Here is a 16,375-nt window from a genome sequence, read left to right on the forward strand (position 1 = left end):
GTTCAGCCGAAGGCGAGCACCTCGGAGACCGGACGGCGCGGCGTGGCACGGCCCCCGGGGCCGTAGCCCAGGCGGATCACCATGTGGACGAAACCGCCGACCGCGCCGGGAGCGCGGGCGTCGGAGCGGAGCTCGGGCCATTCCAGCGGCTGGGACATGAGCGAGGTCGCGAGACCGTCGAGAGTGGCCTGCAGAAGGACCCGCTGCAGGGCCTGGCCTGCCTTCAGCCAGTCCTCCGGCGCGTCCCCCGGCGTGCCGAGCAGCGCGATCTGCGGCCTCTTCTCGAAGCGGGCCGCATCACGGTCGGGCACCCGCCGACGGGAGTCGAAGTCCCTGACGGGGGAGGTCACGTCGTACTGCCGCGGGCCGAGGGCGTACGCGGGAATGCCCTCGGTTGCGGGGCCTTCCCCGGCCGCACCGGTGCGTGTCCAGGCGGCGATCTCCGCCCGTACGGCCTCGTCCGCTGCTTCGTACAGCGCGGCGGCGTGGACGAGACCCATGACCATGACGGCATGCCACTCGCCCGGCACGACCAGCCTGCAGTCTTCGAGCAGAGCAGCCGCACGGAGTCCGTCGATCACCTCGGTGGGGATCCGCTCCTCCGTGAACGGGAAGCGGCTGGTGTGCCGCCGCGCCAGGGCGGCACGGAGGCCGCCCAGATCGCTGTCGGCGTCATCGGGGCCGGTGAACCGCACGTCGGCGAAGTGCCAGGGATCTCCGGGGGACGGCAGCAGCTGCACGACCGGATGCAGGCCCCGGTACGCGGCGCCGACCCGCAGACCGAACAGGGCGGCGCCGCAGCCGAGGTGCAGGGCGCGGTGGTCGGGGTCTCCGTGCGGCATGCCGCGCCGCGGATCACCGTGCAGCTCGATGACACCGGTGTCCGTCCTGGCGACGAACCTCCACGGCTGCGCGTTGTGCATCGAGGGAGCCGTGACGGCGTCCTCGATCAGCGAGGTCACGAGCGGTCGGGTCAGAGCGGTGGTAGACACGGTTCGTCCTGTCTGCGGTGAGTCACCAAGAGAAGTCGTGCGGAGTCCGGGCGGAGGACGTGAGACGCGTGTCGTCCTCATGGAAGGACAGCCGGTCCACGACCGCGACCACACCGTCGACCCGCTCGGCGAGTTCGACGAGCATCTGGGCCTGGCTGCGTCGCCGGACACGACCGGCGAGCGTCACCACGCCGTCGAGGACGTGCACGTCGACCGCGTCCCCGGGCAGGTCCATGGCATCAGTGAGGACGTCCTCGCGGATGCGGCGCCGGATCTCCGCGTCCGGGCGGAGGTAGACGCAGAGCAGGTCACGGCGGGTCACGATGCCCACCAGTCGCTCCTCCACGTCGACCACGGGGAGGCGCTCGACTCCGCGACGCACCATCAGCCGCGCCGCGTCGGCCACCGTCTCCTCGGCGTGGACGGTGACGGCCGGAGTGGTCATCAAATCCCGTGCGGTCAGCTCGTGGCGGGCCAGGAGGTCGCTCTCGGAGACGACTCCGACGACGCGGTCGTCCTCGTCCAGCACGGGGACCCCGGTGATGTCGTGCTCGGCGAGCAGTTTCGCGATCTCCCTGAACGACGTCGCGGGGACGGCGGAGACCACGTTGCCGGTCATGAGACCGCCGATCTTCATGTGCTTCATCGCGGCGCCTCCTGTCGGGGGTCCGGAAGGTGTGCTGTCCCGTGTGACCAGCCTCCAACGCACGCCTGGGGTCGGCGAGGGCCGAACGGTCCCAGGGCAGGACCGAACGGGCACGTCACTGCCCCTCCGTACTCCGACCGGCCCGGTGGGGACCTTTGGTCCCGCCATTGGCCCCAGCGGCCCTCCGGCTGCCCGGCACCGACTGCCAGGGTGGAACCAAGTCCCCCGGACCGTGCGAGGAGGAACCATGGACGGAACCACGGCCCGTCCCGGCCTCGGCAGGGTCGTCGTCGGCATCGACGGATCACCGCCCGCAAGCACAGCGGTGATGTGGGCGGCGGCGGAGGCAGCCCGGCGGGGCAGCACGCTCTGCCTCGTCCATGCGGCGGACACGGACGCGTCGGCTCCGTTCCTGCCCCAGACGGAGATCGTCAGGAGCCGGAAGGCGGGGCGGGAACTGCTCGACCGGACCGCCGAGGCGGTCACGGCGCGCCACCCCGAGCCGACCGTCGTGGGCTGTGCCCGCGCGGCGGCTCGCGAGGCCCTGTTGCGCAAGGCGCCTGTACGACTCCTGCACACCTGGGGTATGGGGCTGTCCGGCGGGCCGCGGGCTCTGCCGCGCAACGGTGGCGAGGAGGTCGCCCGCGATCACGTACGCGCGCTGTCCTCGGTGTCGGACACCGTCCGGGAGGAGTTTCCGGAACTGGCCGTGCATGCCGACGGCCAGAAAAGCCACAGCGTGCCCGGAGCTCTCGTCGAGGCGTCGCGCCACGCGGACCTGCTCCTCGTCGGAGGCCGGCGGTCGCCCGGCTATCTCGGGCCCACCATCGGACGGACCACGCTCGGCCTGCTGCAGCACGCCCACTGCCCCGTGGAGCCCATCCCTCGGCAAGGGCCCGGACACGGGAGCACGTCATGACACGCACCACGGCCCGACGCGACATCGCGATCGGCATCGACCCGGTCAAGAACTGGCACCTGGCCCTTGCCTGGGCGGCGGACGAGGCTCACCTGCGAGGTGTGGGACTGCGCCTGGTGGTCGCGGTACCACCGCAGCACGACCCCCAACACGTCGACGGAACCCCCCGTCGCCTGGTACACCGACAGGCCGGCACAGAAGCCCTGCGTACCGCGCTCGCATGGGCGCACGCCCGGCAGCCGGCCGTCAAGGTCGACTCTTGCCTTCTCGACGGGTTCCCGGCAGCAGTGCTGGTGGGCCTTTCACAGGAGGCGGGCATGGTCGTGCTGGGCTCCCGGCACCTCAGCCGTACCGAGGAGTTCCTGAGCGCCGGCTCCCTGGTCGTCCCGGTCACCGCGAAGGCGCACTGCCCGGTGGTCGTCGTGGGCGACGCGGAGCACGTCACGCAGGAGACGCCCTACCTCGTGGTCGGCGTCGACGGCAGCGAGTCCTCACGAGCAGCCCTGGCCTGGGCCTTCGAGGAAGCGGACCTCCGGCGCTGCGCGCTGCGGGCCATCGCCGTCTGGCAGCCCCCTGTCTTCTCCCTGCACAGCGGTGACACGTTGTTCCACGCCGAGCGCCGCCTCCTCTCGGAGACCACCGCGGGCTGGGCGGAGAAGTACCCCGACGTCCGACTCACCCACGAGGTGTCGATCGGCTCCCCCGTCGAGACGCTCGCGAACGCCGCCGAACACGCCCTGGCCGTCGTCGTGGGCCGTCGGGGTCGGGGCGGGTACACGGGGATGCGGGTCGGTTCCGTCGTCCACGGGCTGCTGCACCGTGCCCACTGCCCGGTGATCACCGTTCCCGCAGGGTGAGCAGGTCATGACCAGGCCGACAGCGGAGCGGGCGCCCGTGCGGGTGCGGGAGACGACGGGACTGACCCAGGAGGAGGCCGCCCGCCGGTTCGCCGACACAGGCCCCAACGAGGTGACCGCGAGCAAGCCCGTCCGGCTGCACAAACGGGTCCTGGCCCAGCTGACGGACCCACTGATCATGGTCCTCCTCGGGGCCGTCGTGCTGACCCTCGCGATCGGCGACCATCCCGACGCGATCGTCATCGGGATGGTCGTCCTCGTGAACACGACCGTCGGGGTGGCGCAGGAGATCCGCGCCGACAACGCCGTCGCCGCACTCTCCGCCCTCACCGCCCCCCACGCCCGCGTGCGGCGCGACGGCGCCGTCTGCGACCTCCCCGCCGCGTCGGTCGTCCCCGGTGACGTCCTCCTGGTCGGTGAGGGCGACATCGTCGCCGCCGACGCCGACCTCGCCGAGGCGTCATCCGTGCTGGTGGACGAGTCCATGCTGACGGGGGAGTCCGTGCCTGTCGACAAGGATCCGGGTGCGACGCTGAGCGCAGGCACCGTCGTCGTCCGAGGCCGAGGCGTGGCGGTGGTCACGGCGACTGGCGCGTCCAGCGCGCTCGGCCGCATCGCGGCCCTCCTCGACGAGCGCCGTGAGCCGACCCCGCTGCAGCACCGACTCGCCGCCCTCGGGCGCATCCTCGCGGCCGTGACACTCGCCCTGTGCGTCCTGGTGTTCGCCCTTGGCCTGGTGCGGGGGCTCCCGCCCGGCACGATGGCGGTCACGGCCATCAGCCTGGCCGTGGCGGCGGTTCCCGAGTCCCTCCCCGCCGTGGTCACCCTGGCTCTGGCTCTCGGGGCCAGGCGCATGGTCACCAGGAACGCCTTGGTGCGGCGTCTGCCCGCAGTGGAGACGCTCGGCTCCGTATCCGTCCTCGCCACCGACAAGACCGGCACCCTCACCGAGGGCCGCATGGTCGTCCAGCACGTCTGGACCCCGAGTGGGAGCGCCGAGCTCTCAGGCGTGGGGTACGAACCCGTGGGCGAGGTCCTCGTCGCCGGGAGGCCGGCGGAGGCGGACGAGCTCGAGCCGCTGCGTGAATTGCTGACAGTCACCACCCTGTGCAACGACGCCACGCTGTGCCCGTCGGACGACGAGGCGACCGACGGCCGCTGGACGGCCTTGGGCGACCCGATGGAGGCGGCCCTGCTGACGGCAGCGGCCAAGACGGGCTGCCCGGATCCGGCGGAGCTGTCCGCCACCCGTCCCCGGATCGGAGAGGCGCCCTTCGACAGCCTCCGCAGACGCATGACCACGCTCCACGAGACCGGCGGACACGGGGTGCTCGTCTGCCTGAAGGGCGCCCCCGAAGCCGTCCTCGACCCGGCCGTCCTGTCCGATCCTCCGGACGCGCTCGCGGAGGCCCGCCAAGAGGCCGCGCGCCTGGCTGCCCGGGGATACCGTGTGCTCGCCGTGGCATCGGGGATGCGGACCGACATTCCGCACCCGGTTGCCGCGGCGGAGTCGGGGCTCGCTCTCCTCGGCCTCGTCGCGTTGAGCGATCCGCCCAAACCGCATGCCGCCGGGACCCTCGCCTCTTGCCGGGCGGCCGGTATCACCCCTGTCCTCATCACCGGCGACCACCCCGCGACGGCTCGGGCGGTGGCGTCGCATGTCGCGCTCCTGGGCGACGGCGGCGAGTCGGAGGGCCGCGTCGTCACAGGGGCGGACGTGGCCGCGGGACGGGTCGCCGACCTCACCGCGGTGCGGGTCTTCGCCCGTACGGACCCCCAGCAGAAGCTGGACATCGTCGAGGCGTGGCGCGCCAGGGGAGCGGTGACCGCGATGACCGGTGACGGGGTCAACGACGGCCCCGCCCTGCACCGCGCCGACATCGGCGTCGCCATGGGCGCGCGCGGCACGGAGGTCGCGCGGCAGGCCGCTGACCTCGTCCTCACCGATGACGAGCTGTCGACGGTCGTGGCGGCCGTCGACGAGGGACGGCGCGTCTACGACAACATCCGGCGCTTCCTCGTCTACGGGATGGCCGGCGGCGCGGCCGAGATCCTGGTCATGCTGATCGGCCCGCTGCTCGGGCTGCCGCTGCCCCTGCGGGCGGGCCAGATCCTGTGGATCAACCTCCTGACGCACGGCCTCACCGGCGTCGCCATGGGCGCCGAGCCGGCCTCACCGGGAGCGATGCGACGACCGCCTCGCCCGCCGGACCAGCACATCCTGGGCGGCGGTGCCTGGCAGCGCCTGCTCGTCCTGGCCGCTGTCGTCACGGCGGTCTCGCTCGGCGCGGGAATCGGCGCCCGGGGACTCGGCCTCGCTTGGCAGAGTGTCCTCTTCCTCGCGCTGCTCGCCGCACAGCTGGGCGCCGTCCTGGGACTCCGCTCCCGGCTGTTCACCCGCAAGAACCCGTTCCTCCCGCTGTCCGTCCTCGCCTCCGCTCTCCTGGCCGTGGCGGCGCTGTACGTGCCCTTCCTGAGTTCAGTCCTGGAGACCGAACCGATCGGCTGGGCGGGCGTCGGGATCGCGGTGGCCGGTGCCCCCGCGGCGTTCCTTGCCGCGCGACTCGTCCGCACCGCCTTCCGCGGGACGAATCCGGCTGGAGCGCCGGAGGCACCGGAACCACCGTGAGTATGTGCTCGTCAGGCGAGGACTGTGCGCTCGACGTGGCCGGAGGTGGTGATGGAGCACGAGGGGCCGGTGCCGGCGGACAGCAGGCTTCCGCGCCTGCGACTCGACGAGCTCCAGGCACGTATCGACGAGGTGAGGGGCACCAGGGACCGCCTCAACGGGCTGCTGGAAGCCGTCATGTCCGTGGGCAGGGAACTCGACCTGCCTCAGGTGCTGAAGGGCATCGTGGAGGCGGCCGTCACCCTCGTGGACGCCGAATACGGTGCCCTGGGCGTCATCGGGGACGGCAGAAGACTCTCGGAGTTCCTCCCCGTCGGCATCGGGGACGACCTGCGGGCGCAGATCGGCGACCTGCCCTCCGGGCACGGCCTGCTCGGTGAGCTGATCCGCAATCCCGAACCGCTGCGGCTCTCCGAGTTGTCCGAGCATCCCGTCTCGTACGGCTTCCCGCCCCACCACCCGCCGATGCACGCCTTCCTCGGCGTGCCCATCCGGGTCCGGGACGAGGTCTTCGGCAACCTCTACCTCACCGAGAAGCGCGGAGGCGCTGACTTCGACGCCGAGGACGAGGCGGTCGTCACGACCCTGGCCGTCGCGGCCGGCATCGCCATCGAGAACGCCCGCCTGTACGAGGAGGGCCGCCTCCGGCAGCGGTGGCTCGCCGCAAGCTCCGATCTCACCAGCGCCCTTTTGTCCGGCGAAGAGGAGACCGAGGTCCTCGACGAGATGCTGGAGCAGGCGGTGGACATCGCGGCCGCCGACATGGGGGTCTTCTACCTGGTGGGCGCCGACGGTGAACTGCGGGGCTCGCTCGCCCACGGCGAGGGTGCCGAAGCGCACCGGGGCGTCGTCCTGCCGTCCAGTGAAGGAACGCTGGCCGAGGCCGCCCTCGCGCAGGAGGGCCTGGTCACGGTCGCCGACGTCGAGAACGAGCCGCGCATCAGGGTGCAGCCCGAACGGTGGGAGGGATTCGGGCCGGCCGTGGCGGTCACGGTCAGCACCAAGGAGCGGTTGAGCGGGGTGCTGATCCTCGCGCGGCGGCACGGACGGCCCCCGTTCACCGGCTTGGAGATCACCGCTCTCCCCGGATTCGCGGGGCAGGCGGCCCTGGCGCTGGAGCTGGCCGACCGGAGGCGGGACGCCGAGCAGGTGATCCTCCTGGAGGACCGCGACCGGATCGCCCGTGACCTGCACGACTTGGCGATCCAGCGCCTGTTCGCCACGGGAATGACGCTGCAGAGCGCCCAGCGGTTCGTCGAGCACCCGGAGGCCGTGGACCGGCTGGGACGGGCGATCGACGACCTGGACGCCACCATCAAGATCATCCGGTCGACCATCTTCGGGCTCCGGGAACACGACACCCCGGGCACCGTCCCGAAGCTGAGGAACCGGGTGGTCAAGGCGGTGGACGAGGCCGCGACCACGCTCGGATCCGCCCCCGCCCTGCGCATGGAGGGCCTCCTCGACACGGACGTGCCCTCTGAGGCGGTCGAACAGGTAATCGTGGTCATCGGTGAAGCCCTCACCAACGTGGCCCGCCATGCTCGGGCTCGCCGAGCCGAGGTGTCTGTCGTCGCCGACGGCGGAGTCCTGACGGTGACGGTGAGCGACGACGGCGTGGGCATACCGCAGGGCGGCAGGCGCAGCGGGCTGCGGAACCTGTCCGAGCGGGCCGAGCGGCTGGGCGGCACCCTGTCGGTGCGCGCCCGGGTGGAGCCCGGCAGCGGCACGGTACTCGAGTGGCGTATCCCGCTGCCGCCCGAGCGGGAATGAGCTACGTCTCCCCGGCGTCGTGCTCGTGAGCCTGTGCGGCGATGACGGCGGCCTGTACGCGGCGTTCCACGCCGAGCTTGCCGAGCAGCCGCGAGATGTGGTTCTTGACGGTCTTCTCCGACAGATAGAGCCGCTTGGCGATCTGGCGGTTGGTGAGCCCCTCGCCGATGAGGTCGAGTACGGACCGTTCCCGCTCGGACAGCACCGCGAGCCGCTCGTCCTCCGGCGGCTTCGCTGCCTCCGGGTCTCGGAGTGAGTGCATCAGCCGCGCTGTGGTGGCCGGGTCCAGCATCGACTGCCCGGTGGCGACGGTCCGCACGGCCGAGACGAGGTCCGATCCCTTGATCTGCTTGAGGACGTACCCGGCCGCACCGGCCATGATCGCGTCGAGGAGAGCGTCCTCGTCGTCGAACGACGTCAGCATCAGGCAGGCCAGCTCGGGCATCCGGGACCGCAGCTCCCGGCACACGGAGATGCCGTCGCCGTCCGGTAGGCGTACGTCGAGAACCGCCACGTCCGGCCGCAGGGCGGGACCCCTGGCCAGCGCCTGCTCCGCCGTCGCCGCCTCGCCGACCACCTCCATGTCGGGCTCGTCGTCGATCAGGTCACGCAGGCCCCGTCGGACGACCTCGTGATCATCGACGAGGAACACCCGCGTAGGTGCGGTGGCTGCCGGCAGATCGGTCATGGCGACCCCTATGGTCGGTCGGTAGTTACCCGCCCCCACAAGGATTGTCCATCAACGGAGCGCCTCAAGGGATGGCGAGATCCATCCGGACGTCGACGACGCCCTCCACGGCCCGCGCGGCGCGGGCGACCAGAGGCACCAGCGACCGGTCGGAAAGCGTCCCACGGATCGTGGCCACACCGTCCGCGACGGTCACCTCCAGCCCCACGGAGGCGGCCGACTCGCCGAGGACGGAGTGGCGGATCTCCTCCTCGATCTCGGCGTCCGTACGGAGGAACACCTTCAGCAGATCGCTCCGGCTGACCACACCCTCCAGCAGGCCGATGCCGTTGACCACGGGCAGGCGCTTCACCCTCCGCGTCGCCATGATCCGTGCCGCTTCGGCGAGCGTCGCGTCAGGATGGACGGTCACGGCCGGGCTGGACATGAGTTCCCCAGCCCGTAGAGCTCTGGCCTTGGATGCCGCGGCGAACTCGTCCGGGCGGGGCTCGTCCGTGCGGAACTCCTCCTTCGGCAGCAGATCGGCCTCCGATACGATCCCGATCACCCGTCCCTCCCCCTCCAATACGGGCACGGCGCTCACCTTCCACTGGTCCATGAGCGCGACGATCTCCTTGTACGACGCGTCACGCCCAATGGCGATGGCGGTACGGGTCATGACGTCGCTGACGGTGTAGCGCGAGGCGGTCATCACGTTCTCCCAGAGGGATGAGGATCTACGGGCCGCTCCCGTGCGGGGCGTAGATCCAACAGCCGCGCACGGGCGGAGAAGACACGGTGGGCGAGCATGTGTCCGGCGAACTGGTCCAGAGCGAGGCGGGGGCCTCCGCACCGGAGTCCACTCCACTCCAGTCTGGCCTCGTTCCTTCAGAGGAGAGGAGGGCCGGATGGCCCCCCTCGGGCCCTGTTCGGCCCGTGCATGGCGTGTCGCGCTCTGGCTGGCGGAGCACGGCTTCGGCGACCGCACTCGAGTCCCGGAAGGCGCCGGCGAGTGCGTCAGCCAGGACGTACGCGCACCTGATCTTCGGCTCAACCGCCATAGCCCCCGTGGGTCCTGGTTGCTTTGCGGATCGGTCAGGCGACCTGGAGGGCCGCGCCCCATGCCCTCGCGCGATCCCGTTCGCCTTCGCGCAGCGGTCCTTCGGTGTCCTCGATGATGAATCCCTCCGGTTCCGCGACGAGTTCGTAGCCGTGGCTGCGCAGCCGACGTGCGATGCCGCTGGCGGCGGCGCCGGCCAGGCGCATGTCCGCCCGGGTGTCGAAGGCCGCGGCGGCATGGGTGCCGGTGTGGGCCTTCGGGAGCGTGTCGTGGAACCAGTCGCGGACGCCAGGGCCTTCGGCGCCCTCCTCCGGTGTGAAGGGACGCTCCTTCTTCTCAGCCTCGTGCTCCTCGCCCTTCAGCCCCATCTTCCGGCTCATCCCCGTGGTCATCCCCCGCATATGGGTCGGCCCGCCGACGACCAGCAGGTCGGTGGGGCCGATGCGCTCCGGCAGGGCGTCGGCCACTGCCACGCACTCGACCTCGGCGTCCGGGTGCGCTTCCTTCACACCCTCACCGATCGCGTCAGCGACCTCGCGTGTGTTGCCGAACAGGCTCTCGTACACGATCACAGCACGCATCACGGCTCATCTCCTCAGGTGCTTCCTTCTCCGGTCTCCGCCGCCGCTTCGATCGCCCGCAGCGCTCCGCGCAGCACGATGCCGACGCCGGGGGAAACCAGCGTCCAGTAGCGGCCGAACCGCGTGGTGGAGACGGGGTCGGTGCAAGCGGTACGCGCTTCGTAGGTCAGGAGGGACCGCCGTGCGCCGTAGGGGTGGACGACGAAGGCGGCGGCCATCTTCGCCCAGCCGGGTTCCGCGAAGCCCGGGTAGTCATCGGGTTCGACACGGCGCCACTCGATGGTGGGCTTCCACACCTTGCCGACCGCCCCGAAGACGATCTCGCGCCCCGCGCGCTCGCCCAGGGCGACCCAGGGCTGAGCCAGGTCCTCCCGATCACCAGCTGCGGCGGCTTCGAACAGGTCGGACACCCGCATCGAAGGCGGTGTGGCCACGGGTCGACGGCGCACTCGGTCAGGCACGCCACGTGCCCACGTGACCGCGTCGAACAGCGGCGAGTGTATGGACAGCATGTCCAGATCACGCGCTGCGCGGTACACGACGTCCGGATCGGCGGCGATCACGGCGCACTCCAGGCGGGAGAACCGGAACTCGGGCAGAACCGCGTCGAGCAGGAGCGGCTCGGCTGTCGCGGTGACGCTCGGCTGGGCATTCATGGAGACCTCCCACATCCGACACCACCAGTCTGGTCCACAGCACAGGCATCTCGCCGGGGTCGAACGGCCCCCGATGCATCGCCGACGTCTCCGCCCGCTCCACGGCGGCAACGGCGTCCCCCTGCGCCGGCCTGCGCGCCGACCAGACCGTCGGGAGAGGCTTCAGGATCTGGCGCGCGTGCCGGCACTACGCCCTGCGCCCCGACGCCGGCGAGCTGCTTGTCATGCGCCTTCGCTTCAGCGCCGCCCTGGGTTCCGTGGCCCGCGGGCTCGGCCATCTTGCGCAGCCCCTCCTGGTATGCCTCGCCGAAGTCGCTCAGAAGAAGCCGACCTTCCTCGGTGAGTAGCTGACCAGCAGGTTCTCCGTCTGCTGGTGGTACAGCCCATGCCCCCACGCTGAACAGTGAAAACGACGCCTTCGGGCGCCCGTTGAAGAGAGCTGGTCCGGAAATGGCCCGGATTTCGGCGGGCGCGGAACCCGAAGGCGCGCGAGGTCAACCACGTCGCCGCACACTGGAAGGGGTCCGGCGACTCCAGCGGACACCGTTGGCGGGGGCGAGTTCGGCGACGATTCCCTTGCCTCTGTCGCACTCGGCCGGACCGCCTCGGGTGGGCCGGGCCGAGGCGACCGTCGCCGTCGGCGTCAGCCGGCTCGGTCACCAGGAGGCCTGGACCGGCCGCGTCGGCGACGACGCCCCGGGCGCGATGGTCCTCGACGAGGACCGGATCACCGCCGTCCGGATCCTCCATGCCACTGGTATCACCGCCCGCGTTGAGCGCCACCGTGCGCGCCGCCGTCGAACAGGCCGTCGCCCTCGCCCGCGTCGCCGTCTCTTCGCCGTCAACCACCGCGAACGGCTGTGGAGCCGCGCCGAGGCCGTCGAGGTGCTCGCCCGCCTCCTCCCGTACGCCGACATCGTCTTCGCCGACGCCACCCACATCACCGGAACCAACCTGGTCGTCGATGGTGACTGGACCGTGAAGAAGGAATTCAAGTGAAGATCACCTCTCTCCGTACCCACCTCGTCGCACCGCGCTGGTGCTTCCTCCGCGTCGGCCCCGACGAGGGCGTCACTGGCCGGGGCGAGCCCGTCGTCGGCAAGGCCCTCGGCGTCCCCGTATGGCAGCTGCTCGGCGGCAAGGTCCGCGACCGTGCCCGCGTCTACAGCCGGATCGGCGGGGACCGGTCCGACGAGGTCGAGAGCGAGGCACTGGCCCGCAAGAACGGGGGCTTCACCGCCATCAAGATGAACGCCTCAGCCCAGCTGCGGCTCATCGACACCCCGGCCGCCGCCCAGGGCATCGCCGTCGCGCGGCCCGAGCTCTCACAGGCGGGCAGCACCTCCCGGAGGTCCGCAGGACCACCGCGATGGCGGAGGCGTACGACGTCTCCCCCGCCCCGCACTGCCCACTGGGCCCGATCGCGCTCGCCTCCTGCCTCCAGGTCGGCTTCGCCGCGCCGAACCTCCTCATCCAGGAGCAGAGCCTCGGCATCCACTGCAACACCGGCTCCGACCTGCTCGACCACCTCGTCAACCCCGCGGTCTTCTGGTACGAGGACGGGCACGTGGCCCTGCAGACCGGCCCGGGTCTCGGTATCGAGGTGGATGCGAAGGCCGTCGAACGGGCCGCCGAGGTCGGGCACCGGTGGCGCAACCCGGCCTGGCGCCGGGACGACGGCTCGCTGGCCGAGTGGTAGCCAGAACGTACGAAAGGGGCGGGCTCGCGAACGAGCCCGCCCCTTCTCATGGGTCAGCGGTGCGCGAGCACGCCCGCAGCCGGCAGCAGCCGGCTGTCGTAGTCGAACAGGGCCTGGTTCTCCCAGCCGTTGCCCGAGGACGGGTCGGCCGGGTCCCAGCCGTTGCCTGCGACGGCCGTCCAGGTCGGCTCCCAGTAGATGACGCCGAGACCGCGGCCGTTCGGCACGGCCTCGACGACGTTCATGACGTCCCGCAGCCAGGCCGTCTGGCCCGCGCTGCTCGCCGGGTAGCCGGAGACCAGCTCGGACGAGAGGTCGATGATGTTCTCGTGGGCGTCCTCGCTGTCCAGACGGAACGGGTACGCGGTCTCCGCGACCATCACCTTCTTGCCGTAACGCGCCGAGATGTCGTCGAGGTTGGCCTGGAGCGAGGACAGCGCGCCATGCCAGTAGCCGTAGAAGGACAGCGCGATCACGTCGTAACTCACGCCCTGCGCCGTCGCGTTGTCGAACCAGGTGCGGTAGAGCGTGTTGTCGCCGCCGTTGGCGAGGTGCAGGGCGATCTGGGTGTTCGAGGAGACCGCCTTGGCGGCGGAGATGCCGGACTTGAGCAGGCCGGCGAGCTGGGACCAGTTGCTCGTGGAGCCCTCGGGCCAGAGCATCCCGGCGTTGATCTCGTTGCCGATCTGCACCATGTCGGCCGTGGTGCCCTGTGCCTTGAGGGCGTTCAGGACGTCGTAGGTGTGGTTGTAGACGTCCGTCTTGAGCTGGGCGTACGAGTGGCCCGACCAGGCGGCGGGCTTGGTCTGGGCGCCGGGATCGGCCCAGATGTCGGAGTAGTGGAAGTCGACGAGGAGCTTCATGCCCTGCGCCCTGATCCGCTGCGCGGTCGCGAGGACGCGGGCCTTGTTGTTGTAGCCGTCCGCCGGGTTCACCCACACCTTGAGACGGCCGTAGTTGGCGCCGGAGTTCTTGAGGAGGGCGACCGGGTCGCCGGTGGTGCCGGAGCTCGACTTGTAGGTGCCGCCGAGGTCCTCGCTCTTCTTCAGCGCGGACAGGTCGACGCCCTTCATGGCGAGCCCGGTCGTGCCGGAGGTGAAGGTGAGGTCGTCGACGTTGATCCAGTTGCCCGCGTTCGCATCGGAGTCGATGCTGATCGTGCAGGTCCCGCCGACGACGGTGATCGGGGTGACGATCCGTATCCAGCCGCTCGACGTCACCGGAAGGTCGGTGCGCTGCTCGGCGGAGCCGCAGTTGCGCAGGGCGAGGTAGGCGGACTTCTGCCCGCCGCCGGAGCGCACCCAGGCGCTGAGCGTGTAGCTGCCGTCGGTGAGGCCGGTGAGGTACTGGTACGTCTCCACTTTGTACGCGGCGGAGGACCAGTGGCTCAGGCGGTAGCCGCCACTGTGGCCACCGGCCTCGGTGAAGGAGGCGGAGTTCTGTCCGGCGGCGGAGTAGGTGGACCAGCCGGAGGGGGTGGCGGTCCCCGTGCCGTCGGCCTCGAAGCCCGCGTTGGTCAGGGTGGAGGCGGCTTCGGCGCGGTGGGCGGCGGGGAGCGGGGCCAGGAGCAGGGCGCCGAGCGCGGCGGCGAGGGCCGTGGCGCGCAGGCGGATGCGGCTGCCGTGTCGTACGGGGTGCATCGTCGAGTCCCTTCGACGGTGACGGATGGGGAAGGAGGTGCGGGGTGGTTCCTTACGGTGGTACGGCTCGCCCGGGGGCGGCGCAGTGGGTGCGGGCCGCCCCCGGGGAGTTCAGGGGGGAGTGGGCTCAGGAGTCGAGGCGTACGACCCTGACGGCCCCGGCCGGGACGGTGAGCTTGCCGTCCGCCGTGTCGCCGTGGAGGAGTTCCGTGCCGGAGCCGTCCAGTGGCACCTCGGCGTCCTCGCCGGAGTGGTTGAGGGCGAAGACGTACCGGGTGCCCCGGCCCGCGCGGTGCACGACCTCCACGTCGTGCGGCAGCGCGGTGCGCGGGGCGACGCCGGCGTCCTCGCAGGCGGCGGCGAGGATCGCGTCGAGCGAGGCCGCGTCGAGGCGGGTGGAGACGTACCAGGCGGTGCCCCGGCCGAGCCGGTGCCGGGTGACCGCGGGCCCGCCGGCCGCCGGGCCGTCCGCGTACGTCCACACGGTCTCCGCGCCGCGCGGGCGGACGAACTCGGTCCAGACGTCTCCACCGAGCGTGGCGCCGTCCGGTCCGGTGATCGTCACCCGCTGGTCGTCCAGGAGCGGCGACCACTCGTCGACGGTGAGGCCGAGGACCTCGCGCAGGGCCCCCGGGTAGGCGCCCGGGTGGACGGCGTCGTGCTCGTCGACGATCCCGGAGAAGTACGAGACGACGAGGGTGCCGCCGTTCTCGACGTACTCGCGGAGGTTCTGCCCGGCGGCCTCGGTGGTGAGGTAGAGCGCGGGCACGACGACCAGCGGGTAGGCCGAGAGGTCGGACTCGGGGTGCGCGAAGTCGACGGTGAGGTGCCGGTCGTAGAGGGTCTCGTAGAAGCTGTCGGCGCGCTCGCGGGCCTCGTGGGCCGCGTTGGGCCGCCACTCCAGGTTCTGCGCCCACCAGGAGTGCCAGTCCCAGACCATGGCGACGTCCGGGACGGTCCGGCTGCCACGCACCTCCTCCAGGGTCTCCAGACCGGCGCCGAGTTCGACGACCTCGCGCCAGATCCGGGTGTCGGTGCCGCCGTGCGGGACCATCGCCGAGTGGAACTTCTCGGCGCCGCGCCGGGACTGGCGCCACTGGAAGAACATGGCGCCCTCGGAGCCCCGGGCGACGTGGGCGAGGGAGTTGCGGGCCATCTCGCCGGGGCGCTTGGCCGGGTTGCGGGCCTGCCAGTTCACGCCGGAGGTGGAGTGCTCCAGGAGCAGCCAGGGCGCACCGCCGGCGACGGAGCGGGTGAGGTCGGCGGCCATGGCGAGGTTGACGTGGGTGCGGCGGCCGTCGGTGATGAGGTAGTGGTCGTTGGTGACGAGATCGACCTCGCGGCCCCAGGCCCAGTAGTCGATCGAGTCGCACTGGCTGAGCGCGGTCATGAAGTTGGTGGTGACGGGGATGTCCGGAGTCAGTTCGTGGAGGATGTCCCGTTCCATCCGGAAGTTCTCCCGGATGGTGGCGTCGGCGAAGCGGCGGTGGTCGAGCTGCTGGGCCGGGTTGCCGACGGTGGGGGTGGCGCGGGGCGGGTCGATCTCCTCGTACGAGCCGTAGTGCTGGCCCCAGAAGGCGGTGCCCCAGGCCTCGTTGACGGCGTCCACGGAGCCGTACGTCTCGTGGAGCCAGCGGCGGAAGTGGGCGGCGCAGCCGTCGCAGTAGCAGGCGCTGACGGGCACGCCGTACTCGTTGTGGACGTGCCAGAGGGCGAGGGCCGGGTGGCTGCCGTACCGCTGGGCCAGCGCGGTGGTGATCCCGGCGGCGGCCGTGCGGTAGGCGGACGAACTGTGGCAGATCGCCCCGCGTGAGCCGTACGAGAGGCGGACGCCCTCGGCGGTGACGGGCAGGGCCTCGGGATGGGCGCGGTAGAACCAGGCGGGCGGTGCCACGGTGGGGGTGCCGAGGTCGACGCGGACGCCGTTCTCGTGCAGCAGGTCGAGGATCCGGTCGAGCCAGCCGAAATCGTGCCGGCCGGGCTCGGGTTCGAGCAGGGCCCAGGAGAAGATCCCGACGCTCACCATGGTGACGCCGGCCTCCCGCATCAGCCGGACGTCCTCCCGCCAGACGCTTTCCGGCCACTGTTCGGGGTTGTAGTCCCCGCCGAACGCGAGCCGGTGCAGGCCCTTGGGAGTGGTCTGCGGCATGAGTTTCTCCTGAACGCTCGGAAGGTGGAAGCTACGGATCACTGGGAACGTGCACACAGTCGATCTCGATGTGGCAACGCAACATAACCGCACACGAACAACCATTG

The 16,375-nt window shown here is 71.3% G+C and carries 13 protein-coding genes and 1 pseudogene; 6 read left to right on the forward strand and 8 right to left on the reverse strand.

The annotated features are described in order from the left end of the window. Positions 1 to 2: 2 nt before the first annotated feature. Positions 3 to 992, reverse strand: coding sequence for an Acg family FMN-binding oxidoreductase (locus ACH4TP_RS29445; RefSeq protein ID WP_398439590.1), 990 nt, complete (start codon positions 990 to 992; stop codon positions 3 to 5). Between the two features lie 22 nt (positions 993 to 1,014). Next, positions 1,015 to 1,638: a CBS domain-containing protein gene (locus ACH4TP_RS29450; RefSeq protein ID WP_389235399.1), complete on the reverse strand. Its 624-nt coding sequence runs from the start codon at positions 1,636 to 1,638 to the stop codon at positions 1,015 to 1,017. 247 nt (positions 1,639 to 1,885) lie between these two features. Here ACH4TP_RS29450 and ACH4TP_RS29455 point away from each other — a divergent pair, with 247 nt between their 5' ends. The 4 genes from ACH4TP_RS29455 to ACH4TP_RS29470 are packed head-to-tail and all read left to right on the forward strand — an operon-like array spanning position 1,886 to position 7,816. Continuing rightward, a complete protein-coding gene (locus ACH4TP_RS29455) occupies positions 1,886 to 2,557 on the forward strand; it encodes a universal stress protein (RefSeq protein WP_398439591.1) in 672 nt (223 codons plus the stop codon). Further along, positions 2,554 to 3,414, forward strand: coding sequence for a universal stress protein (locus ACH4TP_RS29460; protein ID WP_398439592.1), 861 nt, complete (start codon positions 2,554 to 2,556; stop codon positions 3,412 to 3,414). The genes ACH4TP_RS29455 and ACH4TP_RS29460 overlap by 4 nt, the downstream gene beginning before the upstream one ends. Positions 3,415 to 3,421: 7 nt before the next feature. After that, entirely contained in the window at positions 3,422 to 6,043 is a 2,622-nt protein-coding gene (locus ACH4TP_RS29465; RefSeq protein WP_398439593.1) for a cation-translocating P-type ATPase, read from the forward strand. Between the two features lie 51 nt (positions 6,044 to 6,094). Beyond that, complete coding sequence (locus ACH4TP_RS29470; protein WP_398439594.1) at positions 6,095 to 7,816, forward strand: GAF domain-containing protein; 1,722 nt, start codon at positions 6,095 to 6,097, stop codon at positions 7,814 to 7,816. Position 7,817: 1 nt separating this feature from the next. Here the strand turns inward: ACH4TP_RS29470 and ACH4TP_RS29475 are convergent, their stop codons facing one another. The 4 genes from ACH4TP_RS29475 to ACH4TP_RS29490 all read right to left on the reverse strand — a co-directional run bounded on the left by ACH4TP_RS29475 (position 7,818) and on the right by ACH4TP_RS29490 (position 10,795). Further along, positions 7,818 to 8,504 (reverse strand): response regulator, encoded by a 687-nt coding sequence (locus tag ACH4TP_RS29475; protein ID WP_398183189.1) that lies wholly within the window; start codon positions 8,502 to 8,504, stop codon positions 7,818 to 7,820. 64 nt (positions 8,505 to 8,568) lie between these two features. After that, positions 8,569 to 9,195 (reverse strand): CBS domain-containing protein, encoded by a 627-nt coding sequence (locus tag ACH4TP_RS29480; protein ID WP_398439595.1) that lies wholly within the window; start codon positions 9,193 to 9,195, stop codon positions 8,569 to 8,571. A gap of 383 nt (positions 9,196 to 9,578) precedes the next feature. Next, positions 9,579 to 10,124 (reverse strand): flavodoxin family protein, encoded by a 546-nt coding sequence (locus ACH4TP_RS29485; RefSeq protein ID WP_389235417.1) that lies wholly within the window; start codon positions 10,122 to 10,124, stop codon positions 9,579 to 9,581. A gap of 14 nt (positions 10,125 to 10,138) precedes the next feature. Continuing rightward, positions 10,139 to 10,795, reverse strand: a complete 657-nt coding sequence (locus ACH4TP_RS29490; RefSeq protein ID WP_398439596.1) for a hypothetical protein — start codon at positions 10,793 to 10,795, stop codon at positions 10,139 to 10,141. Positions 10,796 to 11,356: 561 nt separating this feature from the next. Between ACH4TP_RS29490 and ACH4TP_RS29495 the strand changes: the two genes are divergently transcribed. Beyond that, a complete protein-coding gene (locus ACH4TP_RS29495) occupies positions 11,357 to 11,779 on the forward strand; it encodes a hypothetical protein (protein ID WP_398439597.1) in 423 nt (140 codons plus the stop codon). Beyond that, positions 11,776 to 12,479 (forward strand): annotated as a pseudogene (locus ACH4TP_RS29500) (enolase C-terminal domain-like protein). The gene ACH4TP_RS29495 and the pseudogene ACH4TP_RS29500 overlap by 4 nt, the downstream one beginning before the upstream one ends. Before the next feature lie 53 nt (positions 12,480 to 12,532). Here ACH4TP_RS29500 and ACH4TP_RS29505 read toward each other — a convergent pair. After that, positions 12,533 to 14,119 (reverse strand): arabinogalactan endo-beta-1,4-galactanase, encoded by a 1,587-nt coding sequence (locus ACH4TP_RS29505; protein ID WP_398439598.1) that lies wholly within the window; start codon positions 14,117 to 14,119, stop codon positions 12,533 to 12,535. Between the two features lie 127 nt (positions 14,120 to 14,246). Further along, the gene (locus ACH4TP_RS29510; RefSeq protein ID WP_398439599.1) at positions 14,247 to 16,268 is read right to left on the reverse strand and encodes a beta-galactosidase; all 2,022 of its coding nucleotides are present in this window, start codon (positions 16,266 to 16,268) and stop codon (positions 14,247 to 14,249) included. Positions 16,269 to 16,375: the final 107 nt, after the last annotated feature.

This window comes from Streptomyces sp. NPDC021012, from assembly GCF_044333355.1.
GTDB lineage: Bacteria > Actinomycetota > Actinomycetes > Streptomycetales > Streptomycetaceae > Streptomyces.

Coding starts and splice junctions, on each gene's coding strand:
- ACH4TP_RS29450 (WP_389235399.1), bottom strand. CDS start 1,638: ATGAAGCACATGAAGATCGGCGGTCTCATGACCGGCAACGTGGTCTCC.
- ACH4TP_RS29455 (WP_398439591.1), top strand. CDS start 1,886: ATGGACGGAACCACGGCCCGTCCCGGCCTCGGCAGGGTCGTCGTCGGC.
- ACH4TP_RS29460 (WP_398439592.1), top strand. CDS start 2,554: ATGACACGCACCACGGCCCGACGCGACATCGCGATCGGCATCGACCCG.
- ACH4TP_RS29465 (WP_398439593.1), top strand. CDS start 3,422: ATGACCAGGCCGACAGCGGAGCGGGCGCCCGTGCGGGTGCGGGAGACG.
- ACH4TP_RS29470 (WP_398439594.1), top strand. CDS start 6,095: ATGGAGCACGAGGGGCCGGTGCCGGCGGACAGCAGGCTTCCGCGCCTG.
- ACH4TP_RS29475 (WP_398183189.1), bottom strand. CDS start 8,504: ATGACCGATCTGCCGGCAGCCACCGCACCTACGCGGGTGTTCCTCGTC.
- ACH4TP_RS29480 (WP_398439595.1), bottom strand. CDS start 9,195: ATGACCGCCTCGCGCTACACCGTCAGCGACGTCATGACCCGTACCGCC.
- ACH4TP_RS29485 (WP_389235417.1), bottom strand. CDS start 10,124: ATGCGTGCTGTGATCGTGTACGAGAGCCTGTTCGGCAACACACGCGAG.
- ACH4TP_RS29490 (WP_398439596.1), bottom strand. CDS start 10,795: ATGTGGGAGGTCTCCATGAATGCCCAGCCGAGCGTCACCGCGACAGCC.
- ACH4TP_RS29505 (WP_398439598.1), bottom strand. CDS start 14,119: ATGCACCCCGTACGACACGGCAGCCGCATCCGCCTGCGCGCCACGGCC.
- ACH4TP_RS29510 (WP_398439599.1), bottom strand. CDS start 16,268: ATGCCGCAGACCACTCCCAAGGGCCTGCACCGGCTCGCGTTCGGCGGG.